Below are 22998 nucleotides of genomic sequence, written 5' to 3'. Positions count from 1 at the left end.
GTGCTGTTGTGCCTTTTGACGCGGGTGTGCCTTTTACTGGGTTAGACGTGCGTAATATCTCGCTGATCCGGTGTAACTAAGGCTTTTCATCTCACGTCGAATGAGCGAGCCTTTGTTGCAGGTGGAACGCCATGAATGTTCGAGCTTTTTCTCTCCTTGCCTTCGCCGGATTGACATTTGCCGTTTTTGCGCAAAGCACTCCGTCTTCATCGGACTCGAAGCCCGCCGTGGTTGCGGAGCTGTTTACCTCTGAAGGTTGCTCAAGTTGCCCGCCCGCGGACGCTCTGCTCGTGCAAATGGACGGCAAGACCTACGCAGGAGCGCCCATCATCGTCCTAAGCGAGCACGTGGATTACTGGAACCACGATGGATGGCGCGATCCCTTTTCTTCAGAACAGTGGACCCAACGCCAGAATGATTACAATCTGCGCTTCCGACTCGACAGCGTGTACACGCCGCAGATGGTGATCGATGGCTCGCAACAGGTGAACGGCAGCAATGGCGGTCAGATAGGGCATGCGATTGAAACTGCGGCCGCACAGCCGGGCAAACTGCAAATCACGATCGCCGACGCGTCCTGGAACAACGACGTGCTGCATGCCACTGTTTCCGTTTCAGACCCTTCGCCACAGGCGGCGAAAGGGACGACCCTTTACGCCGTACTGGCCGATGATCAGGACACATCGAACGTGGCGAAGGGGGAAAATTCCGGACGCACCCTGACGCACGTCTCCGTCGTGAGAGTGCTGCAGAAGGTCTCGTCACTGCATGGTCCATATTCCGGGCCTGTCGAGATCAAGCTGCCGCATGGCGTGAATCGCAGCAAGATGCGATTGATTGTCTTCGCCCAAAAGGGACAGAACGGACAGATCTTTGGCGCAGCGCAGCGAGAGGTCTGAACTACGCCTTTCGCAGCTACGATTGTCTTGCTCTTCTTCTCTTTACTAGCTCAGCATTGAATTCGGCTCCGATAAGCACGGCCAAGGAGCTGATATAGAGCCACAGCATGAATCCGGCGACCGCCCCGAGCGAGCCATATGTCTTGTTGTAGTTCGATAGATGGCCCAGGTAAAAGCTGAGGCCGAACGAACCAAGAAACCACATTGCCACGGCAACAGCAGCCCCAGGGAGCGTGGACCAGAAGCTGTGGCGCGCATGTGGACCCAGCCAATAGACGAGCTCAACTCCGGCGACGAAGGTAACGATGGTAAAGATCCATCGCAGCACCGGCCATATGTGAGCATAGGTTTCAGGCACGGAGAAAAATATTCTCAGGAAGTGGCCGAACTCAGGGCCGACGACAAGTGCGAGTAGCGAAAGCAATGCAAGGCCGCCGACGGTAAATGTCAGCAGCAGCGCCTGCAGGCGCTCGCGCCACCAGGAGCGGCAGTTCGTTACGTCATAGGCGATATCAAGAGCCTCGATGAGCCCAGAAAATCCTCCAGTCGCAGCCCACAGATAACCGAAGATTCCAAAGGAAAGCACCTTGGCGTGGCCCGGCCCAAGCACACTTAGGATCATCGTCTGCACGAGCTGCATCGATTCCTGCGGGATCAAAGCTGCGAGGACCGCAAGCAACTGGCTCACCATGGTCGTGACGGGCAGATACCAGAGGAGGGACGCAAAAACGATGAGCAGCGGCACCAGCGAAAAAGTGAAGTAGAAGGCAAGCCCGGCACCTGCGGTAAAGACACGCGTGCGAATCAGTTCACGATAGACGAGAAGAATGAAGCTGCCTGTCGACCGACAGGTGCGTTCGACTTCACCTCGCAGTTTTTCCGTGGCGATCATGTGCGGAGCCCCGTGGATGTCATGGTGACTTGCCAGAGATGGATATTTCAGAGACCTTGCCATCTTCGCGTTCTATGTGCACACCGGCAGCCTGCAGGGCATGATACGCCCCTGAAACCTGCATCTGAAGAGATGTAGATTCAGGGGTGGTGGTTCCAGGCTAAAACCTCGGAATCGAGGCAAATCCTTTTTCTTGCGTGAACCTGTTGTGGTTCGCCGCAGGGGTGACTATTACGAAATAGTTAAAAAAGTTCTTGCTTCGGGCTCTTTTGGCATGTTAACTATGCAGCCAATAACAAAACAAACCACCTTTTGCAGTTAAAAAAGGGGAACTGTGGACATAGGACCACAATTATGAAAATTGGAATAACTATTAGGGGTTACCGGTTGCAAAAAGGGTTGTCGCAGGGTGATATTGAAAAGCGCACTGGCCTGCTGCGCTGCTACCTGTCAAGAGTGGAAAACGGACACACCGTTCCCTCGCTTGACACTCTCTCTAAGATCGCTGGCGCGTTGGATTTACCGCTCTCACAGTTTTTTGCCGACGACACGCTTGGCCGGGAATTGAATACACAAAAGCTCTCCGATGACGAGCTTCGCTTCCTGACGCAAATACGCCGTTATTCTTCCAACCTGAACGACAGCGACCGCAAGCTGCTGCTCGCGATGGTGAAGAAGTTCGCGGCGACGGCCGTGCGCTAAGTCTCACCAAAGGGCGATCTCCCTCCCGCCCGATTGATATCGTGGTCAATGCCCTGCCTGCGGAGCATGGGGTGGGGTTTTGTCCTTTTCCCTACCGCCCGCCCACGTAAAACGAACGGATTCCGAAGGCCAGCAGCAGCAGCAGAAAGCTCATGCCGAGCACCGCGAACCAGCGGCGGCGCAGGAAGATTTCGCGCCTGGCGCCGATGCGCGGAACAAGAGGCACGGCGAAGGCCAGTCCGCTCAGGAATCCGCCAAGGTGCGCCATGTTGTCGATCTGCAAAGACGTGCGGGCAATCCAGGTTCCCGCGCCGATGACGAAGTTCAGCACGGCAAACCAGATCACGCTCTTACGCAAGCGCTGCACTTCCGCCTGCGGCAGGGGCAGCAACGGCGATTTGAGCAGCACAATCAGAACGCCTGCAAGACCGAAGACCGCGCCCGAAGCTCCGGCGCCCACGATGCCGCCCGATCCGCCGGGTACCCCGGGATGAATTGCTGTGCTCAGGAGGTTGCCGCCGATTCCGGTCAGGACATAAGCCGCGAGCATCCCGAACGGCCCCATCAGCGGCTCGCCCAGCAGGCCCAGGTTCCAAAGACACCACATGTTCGTAGCGAGATGAATGAGACCGACATGAACGAAGGTTGCAGTGAGTAGACGCCACCACTCGCCAAGAACCAGCACATAAGGACCGTAGTCTGCGCCGTAGGTCAGAAGTTGCTCGGGGGTTGGAGCAACGGGAGAAACGCCACCCAACACCATGACCAAAAAAACAAGGCAGTTGATGCCGACCAGGACGTACGTCGCTGGCGCATAGGCCCAGCGCGGCCTGCGTCGTTCCGGCTGCGGCATAGGCTGCGGTTGCGGAGGTTCGTAGTAATACGTCTGCTGCGGTTCTTCGGCTCCAGGGCTTCCCGCGGGAGGCAGAATCTCCGGTTCAGCGTGCGCCGCACGGAACGGCCCACCGTTTCCTCGGTTGTTCTGCCACGATTCGCTCATAGATTGCCTAAGATAACCTTACCCCAATTTGCCTCAATCCGCTTTGCCCTGCATCCACCGAAAGTGGTATGCCTGCGTATGCGCGGCTTGACAGGAAAAAGTCTTGAGGACGCTCGATGATATCGACGCTATGGACGTGGTTGTACTGGATGTGGGTCGCTTCGGAAGTCGTTATCGCCGCGGTCACGCGCACGCGGCGAAGCAGCGGCAACGTCCGCGACCGCGGATCGATGTTGCTCCTATGGATCGTGATCGTTGCCTCGATTACAGCATGCGAATGGATCCGGTATACCATCCCGGCGACCATGTTCGGCAGAGCGCATTGGCTGCAAGCGGCAGCTCTGATCGCGCTAATGGCAGGGCTGGCAATTCGCTGGACGGCCATCTTTACTCTCGGGAAATCCTTCAGCGCGAACGTGGCAATTCGCGAATCGCAGAAGGTTCATCGGACGGGCCTGTACCGCTTTGTGCGTCATCCCTCGTACCTTGGCTTGCTGCTGGTGTTTCTGGCCGTCGGGCTGCACGCGCGCAACTGGATCAGCCTGGTTCTCGCAGTTGTGCCTACGACGTTAGCGCTGTTCTATCGAATTCATATCGAGGAGACAGCGCTGCGCGAGGCATTCGGCGAGGAATATGTCGCGTACAGCAGGGAGACCAAGCGTCTTCTGCCTGGGGTGTTCTGATCATCCATAGGAGCGCTATTTCTTCAGGTCCAGCGGGGGACCGCTGACACGCTTACCCCAGAGGTCTACTTCCACCTCAACGCGGTCGGCGATCTTGATGAAGGGGATTCCGCTGTTCATCCCGTATTGTTTGCGGTCAAAGGCCATGATCCCTTTAACCTCGCCTTGGCCTGTTCCGATGCCGGAAACCGTCAGCGACAGGGTCTCGGGTTTAGAGACTCCGCGTATTGTGAAAGTACCCGGTATGTCAAAGGTGTTTGGGCCGGTCTGAACAATTTTTGTCGATTTGAAGCTGATCAACGGATTATGTTCGGCGTCGAAGAAGTCTTTGCCCTTCAGCTTGCCGTCCTTCATCCCGCTTCCGGTATTCACGCTCGCCGCCTGGGCCTCGATGTCCAAAACGCCCGTCGTGGGATCAGCAGATGTGAACGTAATCTTGGCGTCCCACTTGTCGAATTTGCCAGCTATCTCCACTGAGGCCTTCACATCGAACCCAATCGAGCTTTTAGCCTTGTCAAATTCGAAAACGGGCACTTGTGCTTGACTGATCAGCGGAAAAACAGCAGACGCCAGCACGCAGACGATGGCGAATCTCGCTAATTTCATGGTGGTTGAGTGTGAATCCTCCCGGCCTTGCTGTCAATTGCCTAAAGTGACAGTCGCTCGCCTACCGCGCCGGCATTCAGTTAACGGTGAGGAAGTTATCCCAGGTGCATCGTCCCTAAGTAACGCTGGTCAGTGACGATCGTGTCATCAGCATGCTGCTGTCAGGAATAATTCGGCTGCCAATAATCCTTTTTCGGTGCTAACGTTGCTGACACTTTCGGTTACAGACGACCTCGGTGCGGGCGCTCTTCGATTCTTGCCATAACCAGATAAGCCCCGCTGCACCCGAAAGCGTGAGCCAGTCTTCGCAAAAATCCTCAAAGGAGCTTTGTTTATGCATGGAGCATGTCTTAGAAGTACGACTTCGTTCGTCCGCAAGTCGTGCTCGATCGTATCAGCAATCGTCATCATTGCGCTTGGCCTGACCGCAACGGTCAGGGCGCAATATGTATCGACGCATCATGTCCGGGACGTGGTTCGCGATAACGTGGCGGCGCCTGTCGGACGGCTGCCCGCGAATCAGGTCATGACCTTGAACGTTGTTCTACCGCTGCGCGATGCAGCAGGTCTCGAAGCATTTCTCGAAGAAATCTACAACCCGAACAGCCCAACGTACCGGCATTTTCTCACTGTTCCTGAATTCACGGAAAAGTTTGGCCCCAGCCAGGCAGACTACGACGCAGTGGTCCATTACGTAAAAGCGAACGGCTTTACCGTGATTGGCGGCTCACGCGATGCCATGGACGTCTTGATCAAAGGTCCAGTGTCTGCGATTGAAACCGCTTTTCACGTAAGCATAATGACGTATCAACATCCGAGCGAGAACCGTCTCTTTTATGGCCCGGATCGCGAGCCCACAACAAACCTGTCGTTTCCGCTATGGCACGTCTCTGGCCTCGACAGCTTCTCGCTTCCTCACCCGATGCTGGCGAAGAGAAGCGACTACGCCAAAGCTCATGGAGTGAGCGCCGAATCTTTGGTCAGTCACGCCACGACCGGCTCTGGTCCTTCTGCTTCTTTCCTGGGTAGCGACATGCGTGCGGCCTATTACGGTGGAACATCGCTTAGAGGTGCCGGCCAGAATCTCGGATTGTTTGAGTATCTGGGCACGGACCTGGCCGACCTGAATACCTACTACAAAAATGCGAAGCAGACCAACAGCGTGCCCATCACTCTGCTTTCCACGGACGGGACGAGCACATCCTGCACCTACAACGCGGCGGACGGATTCTGCGATGACACCGAGCAGACACTCGACATGACGCAGGCACTCGGAATGGCTCCGGGGCTATCGAGCCTCGTCATGTACATCGGGTCCACCGATACCGCAATCATCGGCGCCATGACGACACACAGCCCACTGCCCACGACCATCGGCTGTTCGTGGGGATGGACACCAGCGGATCCGAGCACGCTTGACCCCTACTTCAAAAAGATGGCGGCTCAGGGCCAGACCTTCTTTGCCGCATCCGGTGACAATTCCACCTGGTCGCGGAGAAACGAAGCATGGCCGGCCGACGATGCCAATATTGTCTCCGTCGGCGGCACGGATTTGACGACCGCCAGTGCAGGCGGCCCCTGGAAATCGGAGACTGCGTGGGTCGATAGCGGTGGCGGCATCTCGCCCGACAGGATCGCAATCCCTTCGTGGCAGAAGATCTCTGGCGTGATCAACTCCAGCAACAAAGGCTCGACGACCCTTCGCAACGGTCCGGATGTCTCCGCGAACGCCAATTTCACCTTCTACACCTGCGCCGACCAGACCAGCTGCCTCGCGAACCAGTATGGAGGCACCAGCTTTGCCGCTCCCATGTGGGCCGGTTTCATTGCTCTGGTGAATCAACAGTTGGGCGGACACGTTGGCTTCATCAATCCAACCATCTACTCGCAGAACGTGGGATCCAGCTACAGCACGGACTTTCACGACATCACCAGCGGCAAGTCGGGCAGCTATTCCGCTGTCACCGGCTATGATCTGGTGACTGGATGGGGCAGCCCGAAAGCTGGATTGATTAACTCCCTTGCTCCCTAGAAATGCAGATTCGAGCAACGCCAAACCATACAGGCCCGGCTTTCGAGTCGGGCCTTACTTTTTCGGGAAAAGGAAGCAGACCGTGTCATCATGATCGGCATGAAACTGGCTCGCAGCTTGATAGTGCCTGCATTCGTTGCCATTTCGTTGCCCATCTCTGCGCAAGTCTCTCCATCCGTACAAGCGCAGAGACACGCTTTAGAAACCACGGCGCAACTCATCGGGGTCTCGGCTGAAATTGATCAACTGCAGAAGCTCTCCGGCAGCACTGCGCAGGCAGACCGCTGGCAGATTCTCTGGCTGCACCAATACATCTCCGAGCAGGTAATGGCTGCCTCTCTGCAGGTGGACGCTACCATCGCGCAGATCGACAACGAAATAGCGACGTGCAATGAGGTGCGCGGCTACCTCTCGGATCGCAGAGATCGCACCGTCGTCCGCGCCAATCTGCTCAGCTCGCTGGTCGGTGGCTCCGTCAGTACAGTAAGCTCCGGTCTCGGGCTCTCAGATAACTTGAGCAAACCATCGAACGCGGTTGGCATTGCAGCCGGCGCCTTCTCTACGGGGTTCGCTCTCATCGGAATCCACGCGCGAAACGGCGAGACTATGAGCTTCGAATTCCCCGCGAACATGCTGGCTGAATTTTTTGATCGGCCTATTTTGCCGAACAGCACCTACCCGCCGATCGTATGGAATTTCCTGAACGAGGGTTCTCCCAACCTGCCTGCCGGGGTCACGCGCAAACAGAACTTGTTGCAGACGTGGGTTCAGATCAGACGCATTGACTCGCTCAATAGCAAAGAGATCGATTACCTCACCAGCCAGCCAGCGCAGCAACTGAAACTCAGCATCGACGACTATGAAGACCGGGCGGCTATGTTGCAGGATGTTCGCGCCAGAATCTCCTATCTCAAACGTGACCTGGGGACCTTGCTGGCATCTCTTCCGCCGGTCGCTGATACGCCTTGAGTGCGCTTGCTGTTTGCTGTCAGACGGGCACAACACCTAACTGCTGCATCAGACTCAGGCTGTCCATCAATATCCGGCTTTCAGCCATCATCCCCGCCTCGATGCGATCGATGACCACGCCTTTGACGCTCACCGCCTTGCCGGTTGCAGGAATGCCGAGAAATTCCCCTCGATGCGTGCCGGTCCAGATGAAGCGGCTGACCACCGTATCCCCCTCGGCCACCATTTCTTCGAGAACCCAATGGATATCCGGAAACGCGGCACGCATAGAGCCGATGATTTCCTTCAAACCCTCCCGTCCCTGGCGTTGACCGGGAAGAGGGTCGAGTTCCACAAAGTTGTTGCCTACGAGGACGTCCGCCTGCTCCAACCGCCCCTGATTGATAACTTCCTCGACGAACCTCATGATCACGGCCTTGTTTTCAGCGGTTGTCAAAACTCTCTTCTCCTCGCAAAACGATGAGCTGTATCAGATCTAGACCGTGTCTTGGAATCGGGCTGGATGACATAGCCACGATATGACAATCCCCGCCGCGCTGCATACAATCATCTTTCACCCTTTCACTTCAAGGAGCACGGTTTGAGCAGCAACAAGAAGGTGCGGCGCGCGCTTTTGAGCGTTACCGATAAGAGCGGCCTGGTGGAATTTGCCAAGGAACTGACGAAACATGGGGTCGAGCTGGTTTCCACCGGAGGCACAGCGAAAACGTTGCGCGAGGCTGGCCTTTCCGTGCGCGATATCTCTGAGCTGACGGGCTTTCCCGAGATGCTCGATGGCCGCGTCAAGACCCTTCATCCCAAGGTGCATGGTGGCATCCTGCACATCCGCGAGAACGCGCATCACGTAGCGGCGATAAAGGAACAAGGCATTGAACCGATCGATATGGTCGTCGTGAATCTCTATGCCTTTGAGAAAACAGCCGCGCGTCCCGGTGCAAAGTTTGCCGAGGTCATCGAAAACATCGATATCGGCGGTCCATCGATGGTGCGTTCGGCTGCCAAGAATTTTGAAGACGTTGCGATTGTCACCTCGCCCAGCGACTACGCTGCGCTTGCCGAAGAGCTTACAACGCACAAGGGTTCGCTCACGCGTGGAACACGTTGGCGGCTGGCTAAGAAAGCCTTCTCTGTAACCGCTGCCTATGACACAGCGATTGCCAACACGCTTGAACAGATCTGGTCGCCAGAACCTGCCGAGGCTCCAGTCCAGTTCGGCGATCCCGCAACAGCCGCCTTCCCTGAGGCGCTGCGCATCAACTATCCGCTGGCGACCAGCCTGCGCTATGGCGAGAATCCGCACCAGAACGCGGCGCTCTATGCCGACGGTTCCAGCACAGGTATTGCAGGCGCCAAGCAATTGCAAGGCAAGGAACTGAGCTACAACAACCTCGTAGATCTGGACGCATGCTGGGAACTGGCGCAGGAATTCGACGGTCCGGGAGTAGCCATCATCAAGCACACCAATCCTTGCGGCGCCGCGACAGGCACGACGATTCTGGAGGCTTACCAGAAGGCGCTTGCAGCTGATCCGGTTTCGGCCTTTGGCGGTGTCATCGGGATCAACCGCGAAGTGGACGAAGCGGCTGCCGAAGAAATCGCAAAACTTTTTGTCGAGGCGATCGCTGCGCCTTCTTTCACGGAAGCCGCGCGCGCGCGTTTTGCGGCAAAAAAGAACCTGCGTCTCGTAGAAGTGAAATCAGCCAGGACACCTTACGTGGTGAAACAAGTTTCTGGCGGTCTCTTGTTGCAGAATGCCGATGAGGGCCACGTTACTGCTTCCGAATTGAAGATCGTAACTGAGCGCAAGCCTAGCGAAGATGAACTGGCAGCGTTGCTTTTCGCCTGGCGCGTTTGCAAGCATGTGAAGTCGAACGCCATTGTGTATGCCCGTAATGGGCAGACAATCGGCGTGGGTGCGGGTCAGATGAGCCGTGTGGATGCGGCGAAGTTTGGCGCAATGAAAGCGGTATTGCCGCTTGATGGCTGTGTTGCTGCTTCCGATGCATTCTTCCCATTTCCTGACGGCCTCGAAACCGTCGTTGCCGCGGGCGCAACCGCAGTGATTCAGCCGGGTGGTTCTGTGCGCGACGACGAAGTGATTGCCGCCGCTAATCGACTCGGCATCGCCATGGTCTTTACCGGAATGCGCCATTTCCGGCACTGAAAATTTCCACCCCGGAATCGTCAGAACACTCTGCACTCGCGGGGAGCGTCTCTATGCGTATGGGTTAGTGCGCGTTCAGTAGTACTCCCTAAGTACATCCTCTTGTGAATTGTTAAGCGCAATAGCGGTGCTACAGTTTGCCATGTGCCGGCGAGAGATTAGGTCGAGTGGTTTAGTCTCCTGCCGAAAAGGACTAAGCACATTTGTACGGCCCAGGTCCTCGCACGTTCAAAGGAGGAGTCATGCCTGTGTCCGTCGGTCAGGCAGTCGTCCCCCGTCGACTGCCGCTTTCAAATCGTGCCTTGGTTCTCAGTTGGATTTGCTTTCTTGCAACATTCTTCGGAGCATCTGCAATCACCCTGTCACTCTCCCTCATTCTCCAGGTCAACGCGGTTTCGCCAGCGTACTGGTGGCTAGCGGCGACGCTGCTTATCCTCTGGTTCGCGACACTGATCAACATGTACCGGCTCACAATTGCAGCCATTCTTGTTGAGAGGTGACTCCTGGGCCGATCGAGCTGGCGAGTCTGCGTGACGGTGCGAGCCGGGGATGTATCGAACTGGCAGCAGGGGGAACGTCACAAGGAATTGGCAGCCCGATCGGCCAGGAGGGTTGTACACGAAAAATGCGCAGTTCAGGACATCAAAAACTTTCGGGAATCGCGCCTTTGCGCCGCTATTTCATTGCAACCATAGGCGCTTTGCGGTGACGAATAACCTTCTCTCTGAGATGGGTAACTCTGGACGAAGACTACCCCATCCAAACGAGCGTATTCTCTGCCTTTTGCAGCCGATTCCGGTTTACAATCGTCTTAAGAACAGTAAGACGCCGCCCCCGCTATCAGGGGCGGCTTCGATATATTTCAGGCCGAGTTGCATGAGCGCGGCTGCCCATTGCTCCAACGCCTCTGGCAGGGGTTTTCCTTGAAAACATCTCGCAAGGTTCCTTTCGTTTACAGTAATCGACTCCTCGTTGTGGCTACATTGGCCCTTGCCACTGTCTGCTGCCAGCAGACCTACGCACAGAGCAAAACGCCTGCTCCGGGAGCGACCGACGATAAGGGAGCCCAGCCTACCGACCGCTCGTCCGCTTACTACCACTACGCGCTTGCGCATAGCTACGAGGAGATGGCCACGACCTATGGCCGCCCGGACTACGCAACGCGAGCCATTGAGGAATACAAACTCGCGCTCAATGCCGACCCCGAGTCACCCTATCTAAACTCGCATCTCGCGGAGCTTTATTTCCAGACCGGCCGCGTGCGCGACGCCATCGCCGCCGTGCAGGAGGAGATCAAGAAAGACCCGAACAATCTGGACGCGCACAAGCTGCTGGGCCGCATCTATCTGCGTTCGCTGGGCAATATGCAGAATGGCGGGCCTTCTGACCAGATGCTGAAGCTGGCCACCGATGAGTACGTCAAGATTGTAGAACTGGAACCGAACAGCACGGAAAACCGTCTGCTGCTGGGCCGCTTATATACGCTGAATCACGATTCCACGCATGCCGAAGAACAATTCAAGGCTGCTCAGAAACTTGATCCGGATTCAGAGGACGTGGTCCTCAACGTTGCCGGGCTCTACAGCGAACAGGGCGATTACAAGCGCGCGATTCAGGTTCTGACCGCGCTGCCCGATGACGATCAGACATCAAAGACTCTCTACGCGCTCGGCCAGACATACGATCAGGCCAAAGACTCGAAAAACGCCCTGATTGCCTACCAGAAGGCCTTCGATCTGGAGTCGGACAACCTCGATATCGAGCGGGCGCTCGCCCAGGCGCAGCTGACCGAAGGCCAGGAGGACGCCGCGCTGAAGTCCTTTAAGGACGTAGCTGCGGGCGATACCAGCGATCCGCAATCGCTGCTGCGCATTGCCGAGATCGAGCGCCGCCAGGGAAAGTATGACGATGCCCTGGCCACTTTGAAAAAGGCCAAGGACCTCGTCTCCGATTCGCTGGAGATCAACTTCAACGAAGCCCTGACCTATGACGCGCTCGGACAATACGATCAGGCCACGCAAATCCTCGAAAAGCTGGTCACCGATTCCGAGCATGTGACCGGACAGTACACTGACAGCGAGAAGAACAATCGCGCCATCTTCCTGGAACGGCTGGCAAATCTTTACCGCGAACAAGGCAAGACTGATCAGGCAGTCGGAGCCTATCAAAAGATTGCCGACCTCGGCGGCGATTACACGCTGCGCGGTTACCAGAACATTGTCGACGCGTATCGCGATGGTCACGAATACGACAAGGCCACGGCAGCCGCACGTGACGCCGTTACGAAAACCGCCAAGGACAAAGACGCAAACCGCGATGCCAAGCTGATGCTGGCCAGCCAAGTTGCCGACACAGGCAAAGCCGACGAAGGCATCGAGATGGCCAGGAGCATGCTCAATGGCTCACCCGCCGATGACCGCACCGTTGAGCTGAGACTCGCCGAGATGTACACGCGGCTGAAGAAGTGGAAGGAAGCCGGCGAAGCCATCGATAAGGCCGATGCACTTTCCAGCAAGCCGGAAGACAAGGTCTACACCTACTTCCTGCGCGGCGCTCTCGAAGAGCGGCAAAAGCATTTCGATGAGGCGGAAGCGCAGTTCCGCAAGCTGCTTGCCGTCGATCCCAACAACGCGCTCACACTCAACTATCTGGGCTACATGCTGGCCGACCGCGGAGTGCGTCTGAACGAAGCGCTCACGATGATCAAAAAGGCGGTCGAGCTTGATCCGCAAAATTATGCCTATCTCGATTCGCTGGGCTGGGCTTACTACAAGCTTGGTCAGTACACGCCCGCGGAAGAGAATCTGACGAAGGCTGTAGCGCGCAACACCACAGATCCTACGGTTCACGATCATCTCGGCGAGTTGTACGAAAAGACCAACCGCCTGAAACTGGCAGCCGCGCAGTGGGAGCAGTCGCTCAATCAATATGCCCGTACCGATACAGCCGATGCTGATCCCGGCGACGTCAGCAAGGTCCAGAAGAAACTCGACAGCGCCCGCGTCCGCCTCGCCAGAGAGTCGTCGGGCACATTGGCAAACGACACCAGCAAGCAATAGCAGCCATGCGACTCCCCGCTGGCTGCAGAGTCTCTGACGCCGCAAGCGATCCGCTTGCGGCGCGCGTTTTTCCGGAGCCGACACACCCATACCGCACTTCATTCCAGCGCGATCGCGGACGCATCATTCACGCACGTGCCTTTCGCCGTCTTGCCGGTAAAACACAAGTTTTTACCCACCGCTACTCCGATCACTTCCGCAGCCGGCTCACGCACACCATGGAAGTTGCGCAGATTGCGCGCACCGTCGCCGCCACGCTTGGCCTCAACGAAGACCTGACTGAGACGCTTGCGCTCGTGCATGACATCGGGCATCCGCCTTTCGGACACGCAGGAGAGCGCGCTCTGGATGACGCGCTGCGCGCTCATGGGCTGCGCTTCGATCACAATCTACATGCCCTGCGCATCGTCGAGCACTTCGAGCTGCGCTATGCAGGCTTTCGCGGCCTGAACTTGACGCTGGCAGTCCGCGAGGGCATCATCAAGCACTCACGCGACTATTCCGCTGCCGAGCATCCCGAACTACGCGAATACTTACTCGACCAGCGCCCACCGCTGGAAGCACAGATCATCGACCTCGCCGACGAAATTGCTTACCTTACGGCTGATCTCGACGACGGGATGGAAGCGGAAATCCTGAACCTTGAAGATATTCGCAGGAACGTACAGCTATTTGAGCGATTCTTCGTGCCGATGGGTGCCAAGTATCCTGATGCGCCTGCCAAACTGGTCTTCAATGAAGCGTTGAAGCGGGTGCTGAACGCGCTGGTCGATGATCTGATCGCCGAGACCTGCCGACAAGTGAAGGCTGCTAACGCCACCACGCTCGAAGGCATTCGCAACGCCCCCCATCGGCTTGCCGCATTTTCATCGGAGATGGAGACACTGCGGCTTGAGGCTAAGCAATATCTTTACACCCATCTCTACAACTGCGCCGAGCTAACCCACGACCATAAAGAAGCCGCGCGTGTGATCACAGAGCTATTCGAGGCGTGGACGAGTGACCCGTCGCTATTACCTGCAACCTATGCGTCTCGCGTGATCGAAGAAGGCGCACCCCGCGTGGTGGCTGACTATATTGCAGGCATGACGGACAACTTCATTCTGGCTCAGTACGCAGCTTTCCAGCGCAGTCGAAGTGATGGAAAACGCCAGGTCGCCTCGCTCGGGCATATCTCCCGGGGTATCGCGGTAAAGAGTCCGTAGGACGAAGCGCTGGCGACCTGGGAACCATCGTCTGACTGCCGCACAGAAACGGAGTGGGCGAGGCGGGAAAAGGCGTCGTAGATTCGTCAGAGCATGTTCAAGGGTTGCTCTGACGGCTGAACTGAGAACATCGCTTTGACTCGTTTTGAGCGCGTGAGATATGCGAACCATGCACCGCATACGCACGTCCCCACGATAAAGGCGAAGAGCTGGTTGCCTGGCGCATCTTTCGGCAACCCATCGGAAGCGACCACTGTAATCACCACTGCAAGAGTCCGCCATAGCACACAGGCTACGAGCAAGCCCTTGGTGAACTTGACCGCAAATTTTGAGCCTGCTCGCAGATGCACGCCAGCGAGAATCCCGACCCCTACGAAGATTAGGCTGACAATGAGGAACAGAACCGTTACCAACCGGAGGTATGGGTAGTCTCTCGTGTTGACGAACGCTGACACGAGCAGTGACAGAACCCATACCGCGGGCGATAAAAAGATCAGACAGAAACAGAGGAAGGCGAGCCATCCTCCGTAGCCGTAATGGGAGGTCTGAACATCTTGATCTGCAGAGCCCATCTTTTTTCATCCCCCTTCTCAAGTGGACATTCGCCGCCGGTTTCCGTTTTCCTCGCTTGATTCAGAATCAAGCCGATGCGGCCCGTACCTATGGCATACCTCGGTACTGGAAGTCTCTCAACTTCCCCTCGAAGTCAAATACAAGCGTGAATTCAGAGCATTCGTAGGATTCAGTGCTGTTTCGGGGATCTCCGCCGCCTATATTCTGGCTCCATCCCCTGTCAGAAAGCACCCAGTGGATTTCCGTCCTTCCATCCCGGGCGGCTTGCTGGACCTCGGGAGAGGCGACGTTATTCACAAGCTTATGAAACTTCTCGTCGATGGGCCCGATGGCCGCTTCGACTTCGGCAATCGTCATTCCTCTTCTGAGATTTTGAATGCCGTTCCGTCGCTGTTCGCGTGCGGCACGCTCCTGTTTTCTACCCGCTAACGTAGCGGTCGCCTTGTCGCGAATGCCGGAATCGATCTTCTGGTCAGCGGCGATCCGATCCAGAGCGACATCCGGCAAAAGCGCAAGGGAAGCAAGGCATTCTGACTCCTTTTTGCACTTTTCTAATTCCTTTTGCAGCACGGCGCAGGAATTCTCGTTTTCGCGAGCGCACTTCTGCGCAAGGCCAGGGAGGTTGGAAGCGTCGGCTGACGTAACCCCCAGCAACACGATGGTCAGGTCGATTGCGTATCTCCTTATCCACCGGTACACGAGGCTCCCCCTCCCTTCGTTTGTAATTTCGTTCTTGAACCGGGAAGGGCATTTATTTTACACCTTTCTCGGCTGTTCTCGACATTGCCAGACCTTATTTCACCGGAACGTCCACGGAGGAGTGGCTCCCAGCACCGACGCGACCAGGGTTGTCGCCGACCACATCGCAAGGCATGACGGACAACTTCATTTTGGATCAGTATGCGGGGTTCCAGCGCAGTCGAAGTGATGGATAGCGCCTGCTACTCTTTTCCCCTAAGCTTATGCCCCCTCGGTATGGTTTTGGGTAAATTCTTCTTTCTATAGGAGCTTGGCGGCATTGAGCTGTCCGCTTATCGGCGCTGGCCTGAAGGTCGATTATTCCCGGTATGCATGGCGCTTCAGAGGTTTGCTTGGCTTCTTCGGCGGCTACCTGCTGGGCCCTGCGCTCTGCTTCGGCTCTTTGCTCGGCTTCCCGCCGCGCTTTGAGGGCCTCGGCTTCACGCAGCAGGATTTCGCCGAGGCTGGGGCGCTTCTGCTGGCGGACTTCTTCGGGGTCGGGACTTTGCATCTCCGGCCCGATGAGAGTGCCGTCTTCGTGCTCGTGAGTCTCGCGAACCCTTCGGCTTCGCTCAGGGCAGGCTGCTTCTTTTGCATCTTCTGCGGCTTCGAGGGCACAGCGGTGGCGATGGTTTTGTGACGCGACCTGGAGTCCGTAGATGATGATCCGTGCGCGGCGCGGGTCGATGCGGTTGGCGGCCAAGGCGAGGACGACGTCGGAGAGGGCCGAGTTGGATGGCGTCGGCATCTTCTAGTGGCGGCAGGTTTAGAGCCGTTTCTTTCGGCTCGATGTAGGGCTCGTAGGACTGGCTTCCAGGTGCGAGGCGCTTGCGGGTGTTGCTGTGAAAGTAGCAGAAGGACTGGTCGCGCAGTGCGGGTGATTGGCATTTGCGTCCGCTGGTAAAGATGTGATGGCACTCGTTGTACAAGGGGTCTCCCTGGGGTGTTTTTGTAAATTCCTCTTTTTATTGGCGTTACGGATTTAGAATGTGCGCGCTTTCGCGCGGTCTGGTTAGACCCACCCCTTCGGCAAGCTCAGGGCAGGCTCTACGTTCTCGAACTACATGAGAACGCAGGATGGGGCACCCGTCCCTACGGCACTCGTTGCACATGGGACCCCCTGTAAACTTGTAAATTCTTCTTTTTGTTGATGGTTAGGGATCATTGGTGCGCGCTTCCCACCCCGCCACGCAAAGATCACGCGTCCGGGGCCCCGGTTCTCGCGCGGACGGGTTTAGGAAATCCGAGGGCTAAAGCCCTCGGATTTCATGCCTGATTCACCGGTCTCAATCACCCCAGAATGCGAACATCGCGCATTCTGGGGACCCCGATGAAGGCCGGTGTTTTCACCCTGCGCTTCGCGCTTTGTTTCTGTTATTGTGTATGGCCCCTAGTGATCTTGTAAATTCTTGAGAGAGGGTGGTTTAGGGGTAAGTCGTAGGTCTTCCTCTGGCTGAAGGAGCTGAAAGATCGGGGAAATGCGTTTCCCCGGCGGCTGAAGCCGCGCTCATTTTGCGGCATTTACGGCACCCTTCGGCTTCGCTCAGGGCAGGCTTGGAAGTCGTGCCCCTTCAAACAGCCGGTTTTTCAGCATCCTCTAAAGCCGTGCCCTTGGCAAAGGTTAATGACTTCTCCCTAAAAACACGAAAAGCCCGCCGGTTTCGGCGAGCTTTTCTCTCTACTTCTATTTTAGCAATTCAGGTGGAAATAGTACGCCAATTTTGGCGAAGTTTTCGCCCTTTTGAATGAATGGGATAGAAAATCTTTTCGCTGAAGGGCCTTGACACCTCTAACGACGTCGGCTTTGTTAAGGCAAGTTAACGCAGATTCAATGGAATTGAAACCTACTGCACCTTGCCCTGTGGCCGCAGCTTCCGTAATTCCTGTGCGCACGCCAGCGCGTTCGTCGCAGTCAGCTTCAGATTATCGAGCGCTGCCCATACCCAGAAGCGCCGGGTCGCCAATTCGCTGCCATCAGCCGTACGCGCGCGAACAAGAATGTCATCCTGCCCGGCGGAACTGAGATTGCTCGGCGGATCGGAGTCACCCAGCACCACATCCACGTGCTCGCCACTCAGCGCAGCCTCCAAATGCTCCAGGCTCACCGGCTCATCGAGTGTAAGCGCCAGCGAGATGCCATATCCATGGAAGACGGGCGCGTGCAGAAGCTGAATCATGACCTCAGGAAGATGCCCTGCCGAGAGCAGATCATAGTGGCGGCGAATGCGCGCCTCGCTCGCACCCAGATGCACCTTGGCCGCCTCGCCAAGCGAAGGCAGCAGGTTGAAAGCCACCTGCGCGTCGTACATCTCTTTCGGCAGCGACTGGAAGCTGAGCAGGCTCACCGTCTGCTGATGCAGCTCGTCCATCGAGGCGCGGCCATATTCTGACGCCGGCTCAAGAACCGTTGCCGAAGCAGAGCGAACACCCGCAACTCCCTTGGCGCGAAGCAAAAGCAGCGCAAGCGCCACTGCCGCCGGATGCGCCGGCACCACCGCGGGCGTCTGCAAATCCGGCGCGGATTCCGTGGCTTCCCCGTTCACCTCCTCGCGTGTCTCATCCTGCACCCAGGGGGCGCGGACCAGCACCCTCGGCTCGCTTTCAAGCGCATAGCTCATGTCGATGATGCTGGCGCTGGCCTTCTGCGCATTGTGCCAGTGCTTGCGCGTAACTTCCTGGCTCCCTGCGAAGAAAGCGAAATCCACGCCGGCGAAGGAACTCGGCTCGATGCGTTGAATGAAAGTCACTTCATCGCCAACCGATTCCAGCTGGCCCAGTGTGGCCTCGTCGTCCATCAAAAGAAAATCTGCGGAACCGAACGGCGATTCGCTCAAAGCGTCGTTCAGCTCTTTACCGCGCAGAGAGGATGCGCCTACGATTGCGATCTTGTATGTATCTGGCATCAGATTGTCGGACCTGTTGAAGATGGGAGAAGTCTTCGGCCACGCCGCCACGAATACGCCACTCGCGCCAGAATACCGGAGAACATGTACATGAGTGCCATGAGAATCAGCACGTATTGTGAAAAGAAGACCAGCGCATAAAGCACCAGCCCAATCAGCACCAGCCACTGAAAGGGATGCCGATTGAAGAGATTAATTTCCTTGCCGCTCCAGAAGCGCCACGTACTGACCATGAGAAATCCGATCAACCCTACAAGCGCCATCCAGACGATCGCGACCCAGTTAATGGAAATAGGAATCCCGCGGAAGAAATGAATCACCGCAACAATCACGCCCGCTGCAGCCGGAATCGGCATGCCGACAAAGTACTTCCTTCCCGGACGCCCGGGGTTCTTCGGCACCGGATCAGCACTGATGTTGAAGCGGGCAAGACGCGCAGCACCGCAGAGCAAAAAGAGAAAGCAGATGAATGCGCCCAGCTGCACAACCTTCTGCCGGTAAATCGGGTCGGCCATGGCGGGCAACATCCGGAAACCCCAGGTAAAGGCAAGGATGCTGGGCGCCACGCCAAAAGTGATGACATCCGCCAGAGAATCAAGCTCCCTGCCGAACTCACTGGTGGTGTTGGTCATGCGGGCAATGCGGCCGTCGAGAGCATCAAACGGAATCGCGAAACCAATGGCCAGCGCCGCCCAGTCAAAATGATGCGGCTCCTGCACCGAACCCTGCAGGCTCTGCGTAATCGCAAAGTATCCGGCAGCAATATTCCCTGCCGTAAACAGGGACGGCAGGATATACATGCCGCGCCTGCGCCGCTTCACCCCCGCCTTCAAACCAGCGTCTCCACTTCCAACTCTGCCAGCATCGGCTCCGCAACAAGATCAGGAATATGCGCCAGCACGGTAGATCCGCCCTTCACGATGTCGCCCTTTTTCACGCGCAGCTCGGCGTAACCCGGCATCACAACGTCCACGCGTGAACCAAACTTGATCATGCCAATACGCTCGCCCCGTTCCACGCGGTCGCCGGCCTTGGGGTTAAAGACGATGCGCCGTGCCAGCAATCCCGCGATCTGTTTGAAAGAAACTTCGTGACCGTCCTCGCTGTCCACTACGACTAGGTTCTGCTCGTTCTTTTCCGCCGACTCAGGATTCAGCGCATTGAGAAACTCGCCCTTTTGGTAGCGGACGTCCCGCAATGTGCCGGAAACCGGCGAGCGGTTCACATGCACATTGAAAACACTCAGAAAAATACTGAGGCGGAGACTCTCGCCCGATGGTGTAACTACGCGCTCGATGGCAGTCAGTTTGCCATCCGCAGGAGAAACGATCAGCCCTTCGCCTTGCGGAATGGCGCGGTTGGGATCGCGGAAGAACCAGAGAAAGAACCCAGCCAGAAGGATCGGGATCAGCGGCCAGATCCATCCTTGGGTGAGAAAATACAACACTGCCGCAACCGCGAGCAGGGTCAATCCGTAGAGATAACCGTCACGAACCATGAGAGATAATTCTCTCATTATAAATTTTTTACTGCTCGTCCTGTTCCGCGGGTACAAGCTCAGCAATAGCGGCAGAAAGTAACTACACTTAGCCCGCTGTCGCCGGAGCAACAGTAAGAACGCGCTGGCAGTGATTACGCTACGTGATGGAGAACGCCGTGACGCAGCATTTCCATCTCGTCTTTTACTGACAATTTGAGCTTTTTCAAACGGACTTCTTCGAGTTGTTCCTCGGCTGAAAGGTAGGGCTTCTGGAGCAGACTTTCCAGTTTGTCCGAATAGTGGCGGTGCTGCTCTTGCAAACGACGTACTTCCTCACTATTCGGCGACCCGAACGTTTCCATATCCATGGAACATACCTCCTACAAACTGACTACTTCTCTAAGACGAAAAAACTACCACCCAGGAGGCACACTGGCAATGCGTTTTTCAAATAAGTTTTCCACCACGCGCAAGAGCGGCACCCATCAGTAACGCGTCTTCCTCAGGGGATTGGTAGTAGGCTTGCCTCCGTCCTTCCGGCAACAGTCCGCCTCGTTCATAAAGCTTTACAGCTCTTGCATTTGAGAGGCGCACTTCGAGCTCCATGCGAACTGCCTCGTTTGCCACTGCCCAGTTTTTCACAGCCTCAAGAAGCGCTCGTCCAATTCCCTGACTTCGCGTTTCCAGAGTCACGGCGATCGATTCCAATTCGCAGACCCCTGCGATGATCTTCCCGACAGCAAATCCGAGCAGCCGCCCTCCGTCTTCGGCGACGAATCCGGCACGCTGCAGCGGCGCGGATTCGTCCGCCACCGCGCAAGGCTCATAATCGATCCGGCTCCAGTGCGGGGCCTCAGGAATGGATTGTTCAAGCGCGAGCACTCCGTCGATATCATTCGCTGTCATACGGCGAATGATCCAGCTCATGCGCTTTGTGTCTTTCCCGCGACCGCTTCGGGTTTTCTGGCGAACAGCTCGGCATCGGAACGGCGCAGGTAGTTTCCGTCGAGCGAGGCGAGATCGTCGAAGTCGCCGGCCCGTAGCCGAGGCAGCGCAACAGCCAGCGCATCGGTAGCCGTAGGCGCAGTCACCAGGCACGCTTCAGGAAACGCCGCAGCCACTTTCTCTTCGCATACCACCAACTCGGAAGCAGCCGGCGCCGCATCACGCAATTCGCCTAAAGTCAGAAGCGCTTCGCTCGGCGCCCCCGGATTGTCGTCGCGAAAGTAGAACTCTCCCCGGCCGGCATCGAGCGCCGCAAACCGTTTCTGTTCCTTGTGCGCTAGCACCTGCAGTCGCGACACAGCAATAATAGGCGTGGCCAAGACTTCAGCCAGACCCTTCACCGCACTCAAGCCAACGCGCACCCCGGTAAAACTGCCCGGCCCATTGACGACAACGATTGCCTCGATGTGCTGCCGGTCCACGTGATGCGCCTCGAACAGTTCACGCAGACGCGGCACCAGCATGGCGGAATAAGTCTTACCCGCAAGCTCCGCCGTTCCTATCACCATCATAGATTCGCCTTCTCTGAGGGCGAGCGCGATGGTTCCCGTGTTCCCACATGTGTCGATTGCTAACAGCATTTATACGTACGAGATTGGATCCTGACAGATTTCAAGCAGCACGCCTCCAGCGCTCGACGGATGCACGAAGAAGTACAGATGACCGCCTGCGCCAATCTGTATTTCATCCGATATAAGTCGAGCGCCCTTAGCCTTCAGCGCCTCAAGCGTGGCCGAGATGTCATCGACATGCAGCGCCACATGATGCAGCCCTTCACCACGTTTCGCAAGGAACTTTCCCACAGGCGAGTCATCCGCAGTCGGCTCGAGCAGTTCGATGCGGCTCTCATCGACGGGAATCATCGCCACACGCACCTTCTCGTGCTCAACCGTTTCTTCCTGCACGATGTGCAGCCCCAACGACTCGTAAAGTCCGCGCGCAGCAGCAATGCTCTTCACCGCAATTCCAAGATGATCGATCTTCGTCATAAAAACTCTTAACTCTATCGGAATTGTCATCCTGACGCTGACCCTGAACGGAGTGAAGGGGAAGCGGAAGGATCTGCTTTTTATCTATGTTCGGATGCGAATGCTGGCTTCTACGCCCTTACTACCCGTGCCACCAGCTCGGGCACCAGCCGGTACGGATCCTCCTGCTTGCTGGCGACGCGCTCTGCCAGCGCATCGAGTTCCACATCACTTAGCCCATGCTCACGCAACTCGCGCATCAATGCATTCCGCATCATCTCTGTAATACGTTCACGCCAGTACTTCCTGCGTCGGACTTCCAATCGTCCATCCGCTTCTAACCATTGTTTCATCTGCGCGATCGCGTCGGTCAATCGATCGATTCCCTCACCGGTCGATGCGATCGTCTTCACCACTGGCGGAATCCAGTCGCCGTGACTTGTCGCCAGCGACTGCATGGCGCGTACCTCTTTTTCCACGCGATCCGCGCCTTCGCGGTCAGCCTTGTTCACAACGAACAGATCGGCGATCTCCATGATGCCGGCCTTGAGACTCTGCACATCGTCGCCCATGCCCGGCACCAGCACCACGATGGTGACGTCGGAAAGCCGCACAATATCGATCTCGTCCTGACCTACGCCAACCGTCTCAATCAGGATCACATCCTTGCCGCTGGCTTCAATCACTGAGGCAACATCAGCCGTCGTCCGCGCAAGCCCACCAAGCGATCCGCGCGTCGCCATGCTGCGCACGTAGAATCCCGGATCACCCAGATTCTCCTGCATGCGAATACGATCGCCAAGAATCGCGCCGCCAGTAAAAGGGCTCGTGGGATCCACTGCGATCACGCCAACCGTGACACCCGCGCCGCGGTAATGCCGCGCCAGTTTGTCCACGATCGTGCTCTTCCCCACACCCGGAGCACCCGTAACGCCGATGCGCAGAGCGCGTCCGCTGAAGGGAAAGCAGGTCGATAAGACCTCCGTCGCAGACGGCGCATCGTTCTCCACCAGCGAAACCGCACGCGCAAGAGCACGCACATCGCCGGAACGAAGGCGCTCGATCATTTGTGTTACATCGGACTCAACACTCGGGAGAGTTTTGCTCATCTACGCAAGCA

The 22998-nt window shown here is 56.8% G+C and carries 24 protein-coding genes; 10 read left to right on the top strand and 14 right to left on the bottom strand.

The window, feature by feature from the left end:
• Positions 1–131 precede the first annotated feature (131 nt).
• Positions 132–899 (top strand): DUF1223 domain-containing protein, encoded by a 768-nt coding sequence (locus H7849_RS01165; RefSeq protein WP_186743613.1) that lies wholly within the window; start codon positions 132–134, stop codon positions 897–899.
• Between the two features lie 16 nt (positions 900–915).
• Here H7849_RS01165 and H7849_RS01160 read toward each other — a convergent pair whose 3' ends face one another.
• A complete protein-coding gene (locus tag H7849_RS01160) occupies positions 916–1854 on the bottom strand; it encodes a YihY/virulence factor BrkB family protein (RefSeq protein WP_186743612.1) in 939 nt (312 codons plus the stop codon).
• 291 nt (positions 1855–2145) lie between these two features.
• On the opposite strand from H7849_RS01160, the gene H7849_RS01155 reads away from it, so the two are divergent.
• Positions 2146–2493: a helix-turn-helix domain-containing protein gene (locus tag H7849_RS01155; RefSeq protein ID WP_186743611.1), complete on the top strand. Its 348-nt coding sequence runs from the start codon at positions 2146–2148 to the stop codon at positions 2491–2493.
• A gap of 91 nt (positions 2494–2584) precedes the next feature.
• On the opposite strand, the gene H7849_RS01150 is transcribed toward H7849_RS01155, so the two are convergent.
• Positions 2585–3493, bottom strand: coding sequence for a rhomboid family intramembrane serine protease (locus H7849_RS01150; RefSeq protein ID WP_251106526.1), 909 nt, complete (start codon positions 3491–3493; stop codon positions 2585–2587).
• Between the two features lie 116 nt (positions 3494–3609).
• Between H7849_RS01150 and H7849_RS01145 the strand changes: the two genes are divergently transcribed.
• Entirely contained in the window at positions 3610–4176 is a 567-nt protein-coding gene (locus tag H7849_RS01145) for a methyltransferase family protein (RefSeq protein WP_186743610.1), read from the top strand.
• A gap of 15 nt (positions 4177–4191) precedes the next feature.
• Here H7849_RS01145 and H7849_RS01140 read toward each other — a convergent pair whose 3' ends face one another.
• Positions 4192–4782, bottom strand: coding sequence for a YceI family protein (locus H7849_RS01140; protein ID WP_186743609.1), 591 nt, complete (start codon positions 4780–4782; stop codon positions 4192–4194).
• A 334-nt stretch (positions 4783–5116) separates the two neighbouring features.
• On the opposite strand from H7849_RS01140, the gene H7849_RS01135 reads away from it, so the two are divergent.
• Together H7849_RS01135 and H7849_RS01130 are read left to right on the top strand one after the other, a co-directional pair.
• Positions 5117–6814: a S53 family peptidase gene (locus H7849_RS01135; protein WP_186743608.1), complete on the top strand. Its 1698-nt coding sequence runs from the start codon at positions 5117–5119 to the stop codon at positions 6812–6814.
• A 90-nt stretch (positions 6815–6904) separates the two neighbouring features.
• A complete protein-coding gene (locus tag H7849_RS01130) occupies positions 6905–7783 on the top strand; it encodes a hypothetical protein (protein ID WP_186743607.1) in 879 nt (292 codons plus the stop codon).
• Between the two features lie 19 nt (positions 7784–7802).
• On the opposite strand, the gene H7849_RS01125 is transcribed toward H7849_RS01130, so the two are convergent.
• Positions 7803–8219, bottom strand: a complete 417-nt coding sequence (locus H7849_RS01125; RefSeq protein ID WP_186743606.1) for an ester cyclase — start codon at positions 8217–8219, stop codon at positions 7803–7805.
• Between the two features lie 144 nt (positions 8220–8363).
• Here H7849_RS01125 and purH point away from each other — a divergent pair, with 144 nt between their 5' ends.
• From purH to H7849_RS01105, 4 genes are all read left to right on the top strand, one after another.
• Positions 8364–9947 (top strand): bifunctional phosphoribosylaminoimidazolecarboxamide formyltransferase/IMP cyclohydrolase, encoded by a 1584-nt coding sequence (gene purH, locus H7849_RS01120; protein ID WP_186743605.1) that lies wholly within the window; start codon positions 8364–8366, stop codon positions 9945–9947.
• A gap of 242 nt (positions 9948–10189) precedes the next feature.
• Positions 10190–10447, top strand: a complete 258-nt coding sequence (locus H7849_RS01115) for a hypothetical protein (RefSeq protein ID WP_186743604.1) — start codon at positions 10190–10192, stop codon at positions 10445–10447.
• Between the two features lie 423 nt (positions 10448–10870).
• Positions 10871–13006, top strand: a complete 2136-nt coding sequence (locus tag H7849_RS01110; protein ID WP_251106525.1) for a tetratricopeptide repeat protein — start codon at positions 10871–10873, stop codon at positions 13004–13006.
• A 5-nt stretch (positions 13007–13011) separates the two neighbouring features.
• Complete coding sequence (locus H7849_RS01105; RefSeq protein ID WP_186743603.1) at positions 13012–14211, top strand: deoxyguanosinetriphosphate triphosphohydrolase family protein; 1200 nt, start codon at positions 13012–13014, stop codon at positions 14209–14211.
• Between the two features lie 86 nt (positions 14212–14297).
• Here the strand turns inward: H7849_RS01105 and H7849_RS01100 are convergent, their stop codons facing one another.
• Entirely contained in the window at positions 14298–14783 is a 486-nt protein-coding gene (locus H7849_RS01100; RefSeq protein ID WP_186743602.1) for a DUF2569 family protein, read from the bottom strand.
• Positions 14784–14871: 88 nt separating this feature from the next.
• Positions 14872–15483, bottom strand: a complete 612-nt coding sequence (locus H7849_RS01095) for a hypothetical protein (RefSeq protein WP_186743601.1) — start codon at positions 15481–15483, stop codon at positions 14872–14874.
• 319 nt (positions 15484–15802) lie between these two features.
• On the opposite strand from H7849_RS01095, the gene H7849_RS01090 reads away from it, so the two are divergent.
• Positions 15803–16162, top strand: coding sequence for a hypothetical protein (locus H7849_RS01090; protein WP_186743600.1), 360 nt, complete (start codon positions 15803–15805; stop codon positions 16160–16162).
• A gap of 1204 nt (positions 16163–17366) precedes the next feature.
• On the opposite strand, the gene H7849_RS01085 is transcribed toward H7849_RS01090, so the two are convergent.
• From H7849_RS01085 to meaB, 8 genes are all read right to left on the bottom strand, one after another.
• Positions 17367–18425 (bottom strand): Asd/ArgC dimerization domain-containing protein, encoded by a 1059-nt coding sequence (locus H7849_RS01085; RefSeq protein WP_186743599.1) that lies wholly within the window; start codon positions 18423–18425, stop codon positions 17367–17369.
• A complete protein-coding gene (gene pssA, locus H7849_RS01080; protein WP_186747071.1) occupies positions 18425–19225 on the bottom strand; it encodes a CDP-diacylglycerol--serine O-phosphatidyltransferase in 801 nt (266 codons plus the stop codon). Before pssA ends, H7849_RS01085 begins: the two co-directional genes overlap by 1 nt.
• 29 nt (positions 19226–19254) lie before the next feature.
• The gene (locus H7849_RS01075; protein ID WP_186747069.1) at positions 19255–19923 is read right to left on the bottom strand and encodes a phosphatidylserine decarboxylase family protein; all 669 of its coding nucleotides are present in this window, start codon (positions 19921–19923) and stop codon (positions 19255–19257) included.
• A 134-nt stretch (positions 19924–20057) separates the two neighbouring features.
• The gene (locus H7849_RS01070) at positions 20058–20273 is read right to left on the bottom strand and encodes an HP1242/YdcH family protein (RefSeq protein ID WP_186743598.1); all 216 of its coding nucleotides are present in this window, start codon (positions 20271–20273) and stop codon (positions 20058–20060) included.
• A 79-nt stretch (positions 20274–20352) separates the two neighbouring features.
• Entirely contained in the window at positions 20353–20832 is a 480-nt protein-coding gene (gene rimI, locus H7849_RS01065; RefSeq protein ID WP_186743597.1) for a ribosomal protein S18-alanine N-acetyltransferase, read from the bottom strand.
• Positions 20829–21491: a tRNA (adenosine(37)-N6)-threonylcarbamoyltransferase complex dimerization subunit type 1 TsaB gene (gene tsaB, locus H7849_RS01060; RefSeq protein WP_186743596.1), complete on the bottom strand. Its 663-nt coding sequence runs from the start codon at positions 21489–21491 to the stop codon at positions 20829–20831. The genes rimI and tsaB overlap by 4 nt, the downstream gene beginning before the upstream one ends.
• On the bottom strand, positions 21492–21899 hold the full coding sequence (mce, locus tag H7849_RS01055) for a methylmalonyl-CoA epimerase (RefSeq protein WP_186743595.1): 408 nt from the start codon (positions 21897–21899) through the stop codon (positions 21492–21494).
• Between the two features lie 110 nt (positions 21900–22009).
• Complete coding sequence (gene meaB / locus H7849_RS01050) at positions 22010–22987, bottom strand: methylmalonyl Co-A mutase-associated GTPase MeaB (protein WP_186743594.1); 978 nt, start codon at positions 22985–22987, stop codon at positions 22010–22012.
• Between the last annotated feature and the right edge of the window lie 11 nt (positions 22988–22998).

The sequence above is a fragment of the Alloacidobacterium dinghuense genome (assembly GCF_014274465.1).
GTDB classification, from domain to species: Bacteria; Acidobacteriota; Terriglobia; order Terriglobales; family Acidobacteriaceae; genus Alloacidobacterium; species Alloacidobacterium dinghuense.
Note: the sequence above shows the minus strand (reverse complement) of the source record. Positions and strands in the feature narration are given on the sequence as shown.

What these genes read in the sequence shown, in the direction of transcription:
- H7849_RS01165 (WP_186743613.1), top strand. Translation starts at nt 132, where the DNA reads ATGAATGTTCGAGCTTTTTCTCTCCTTGCCTTCGCCGGATTGACATTT.
- H7849_RS01115 (WP_186743604.1), top strand. Translation starts at nt 10,190, where the DNA reads ATGCCTGTGTCCGTCGGTCAGGCAGTCGTCCCCCGTCGACTGCCGCTT.
- H7849_RS01075 (WP_186747069.1), bottom strand. Translation starts at nt 19,923, where the DNA reads ATGGTTCGTGACGGTTATCTCTACGGATTGACCCTGCTCGCGGTTGCG.
- H7849_RS01100 (WP_186743602.1), bottom strand. Translation starts at nt 14,783, where the DNA reads ATGGGCTCTGCAGATCAAGATGTTCAGACCTCCCATTACGGCTACGGA.
- H7849_RS01085 (WP_186743599.1), bottom strand. Translation starts at nt 18,425, where the DNA reads ATGCCAGATACATACAAGATCGCAATCGTAGGCGCATCCTCTCTGCGC.
- H7849_RS01145 (WP_186743610.1), top strand. Translation starts at nt 3,610, where the DNA reads ATGATATCGACGCTATGGACGTGGTTGTACTGGATGTGGGTCGCTTCG.
- H7849_RS01130 (WP_186743607.1), top strand. Translation starts at nt 6,905, where the DNA reads ATGATCGGCATGAAACTGGCTCGCAGCTTGATAGTGCCTGCATTCGTT.
- H7849_RS01140 (WP_186743609.1), bottom strand. Translation starts at nt 4,782, where the DNA reads ATGAAATTAGCGAGATTCGCCATCGTCTGCGTGCTGGCGTCTGCTGTT.
- H7849_RS01105 (WP_186743603.1), top strand. Translation starts at nt 13,012, where the DNA reads ATGCGACTCCCCGCTGGCTGCAGAGTCTCTGACGCCGCAAGCGATCCG.
- rimI (WP_186743597.1), bottom strand. Translation starts at nt 20,832, where the DNA reads ATGAGCTGGATCATTCGCCGTATGACAGCGAATGATATCGACGGAGTG.
- H7849_RS01150 (WP_251106526.1), bottom strand. Translation starts at nt 3,493, where the DNA reads ATGAGCGAATCGTGGCAGAACAACCGAGGAAACGGTGGGCCGTTCCGT.
- pssA (WP_186747071.1), bottom strand. Translation starts at nt 19,225, where the DNA reads ATGTATATCCTGCCGTCCCTGTTTACGGCAGGGAATATTGCTGCCGGA.
- H7849_RS01135 (WP_186743608.1), top strand. Translation starts at nt 5,117, where the DNA reads ATGCATGGAGCATGTCTTAGAAGTACGACTTCGTTCGTCCGCAAGTCG.
- H7849_RS01160 (WP_186743612.1), bottom strand. Translation starts at nt 1,854, where the DNA reads ATGGCAAGGTCTCTGAAATATCCATCTCTGGCAAGTCACCATGACATC.
- H7849_RS01155 (WP_186743611.1), top strand. Translation starts at nt 2,146, where the DNA reads ATGAAAATTGGAATAACTATTAGGGGTTACCGGTTGCAAAAAGGGTTG.
- meaB (WP_186743594.1), bottom strand. Translation starts at nt 22,987, where the DNA reads ATGAGCAAAACTCTCCCGAGTGTTGAGTCCGATGTAACACAAATGATC.
- tsaB (WP_186743596.1), bottom strand. Translation starts at nt 21,491, where the DNA reads ATGCTGTTAGCAATCGACACATGTGGGAACACGGGAACCATCGCGCTC.
- mce (WP_186743595.1), bottom strand. Translation starts at nt 21,899, where the DNA reads ATGACGAAGATCGATCATCTTGGAATTGCGGTGAAGAGCATTGCTGCT.
- H7849_RS01070 (WP_186743598.1), bottom strand. Translation starts at nt 20,273, where the DNA reads ATGGATATGGAAACGTTCGGGTCGCCGAATAGTGAGGAAGTACGTCGT.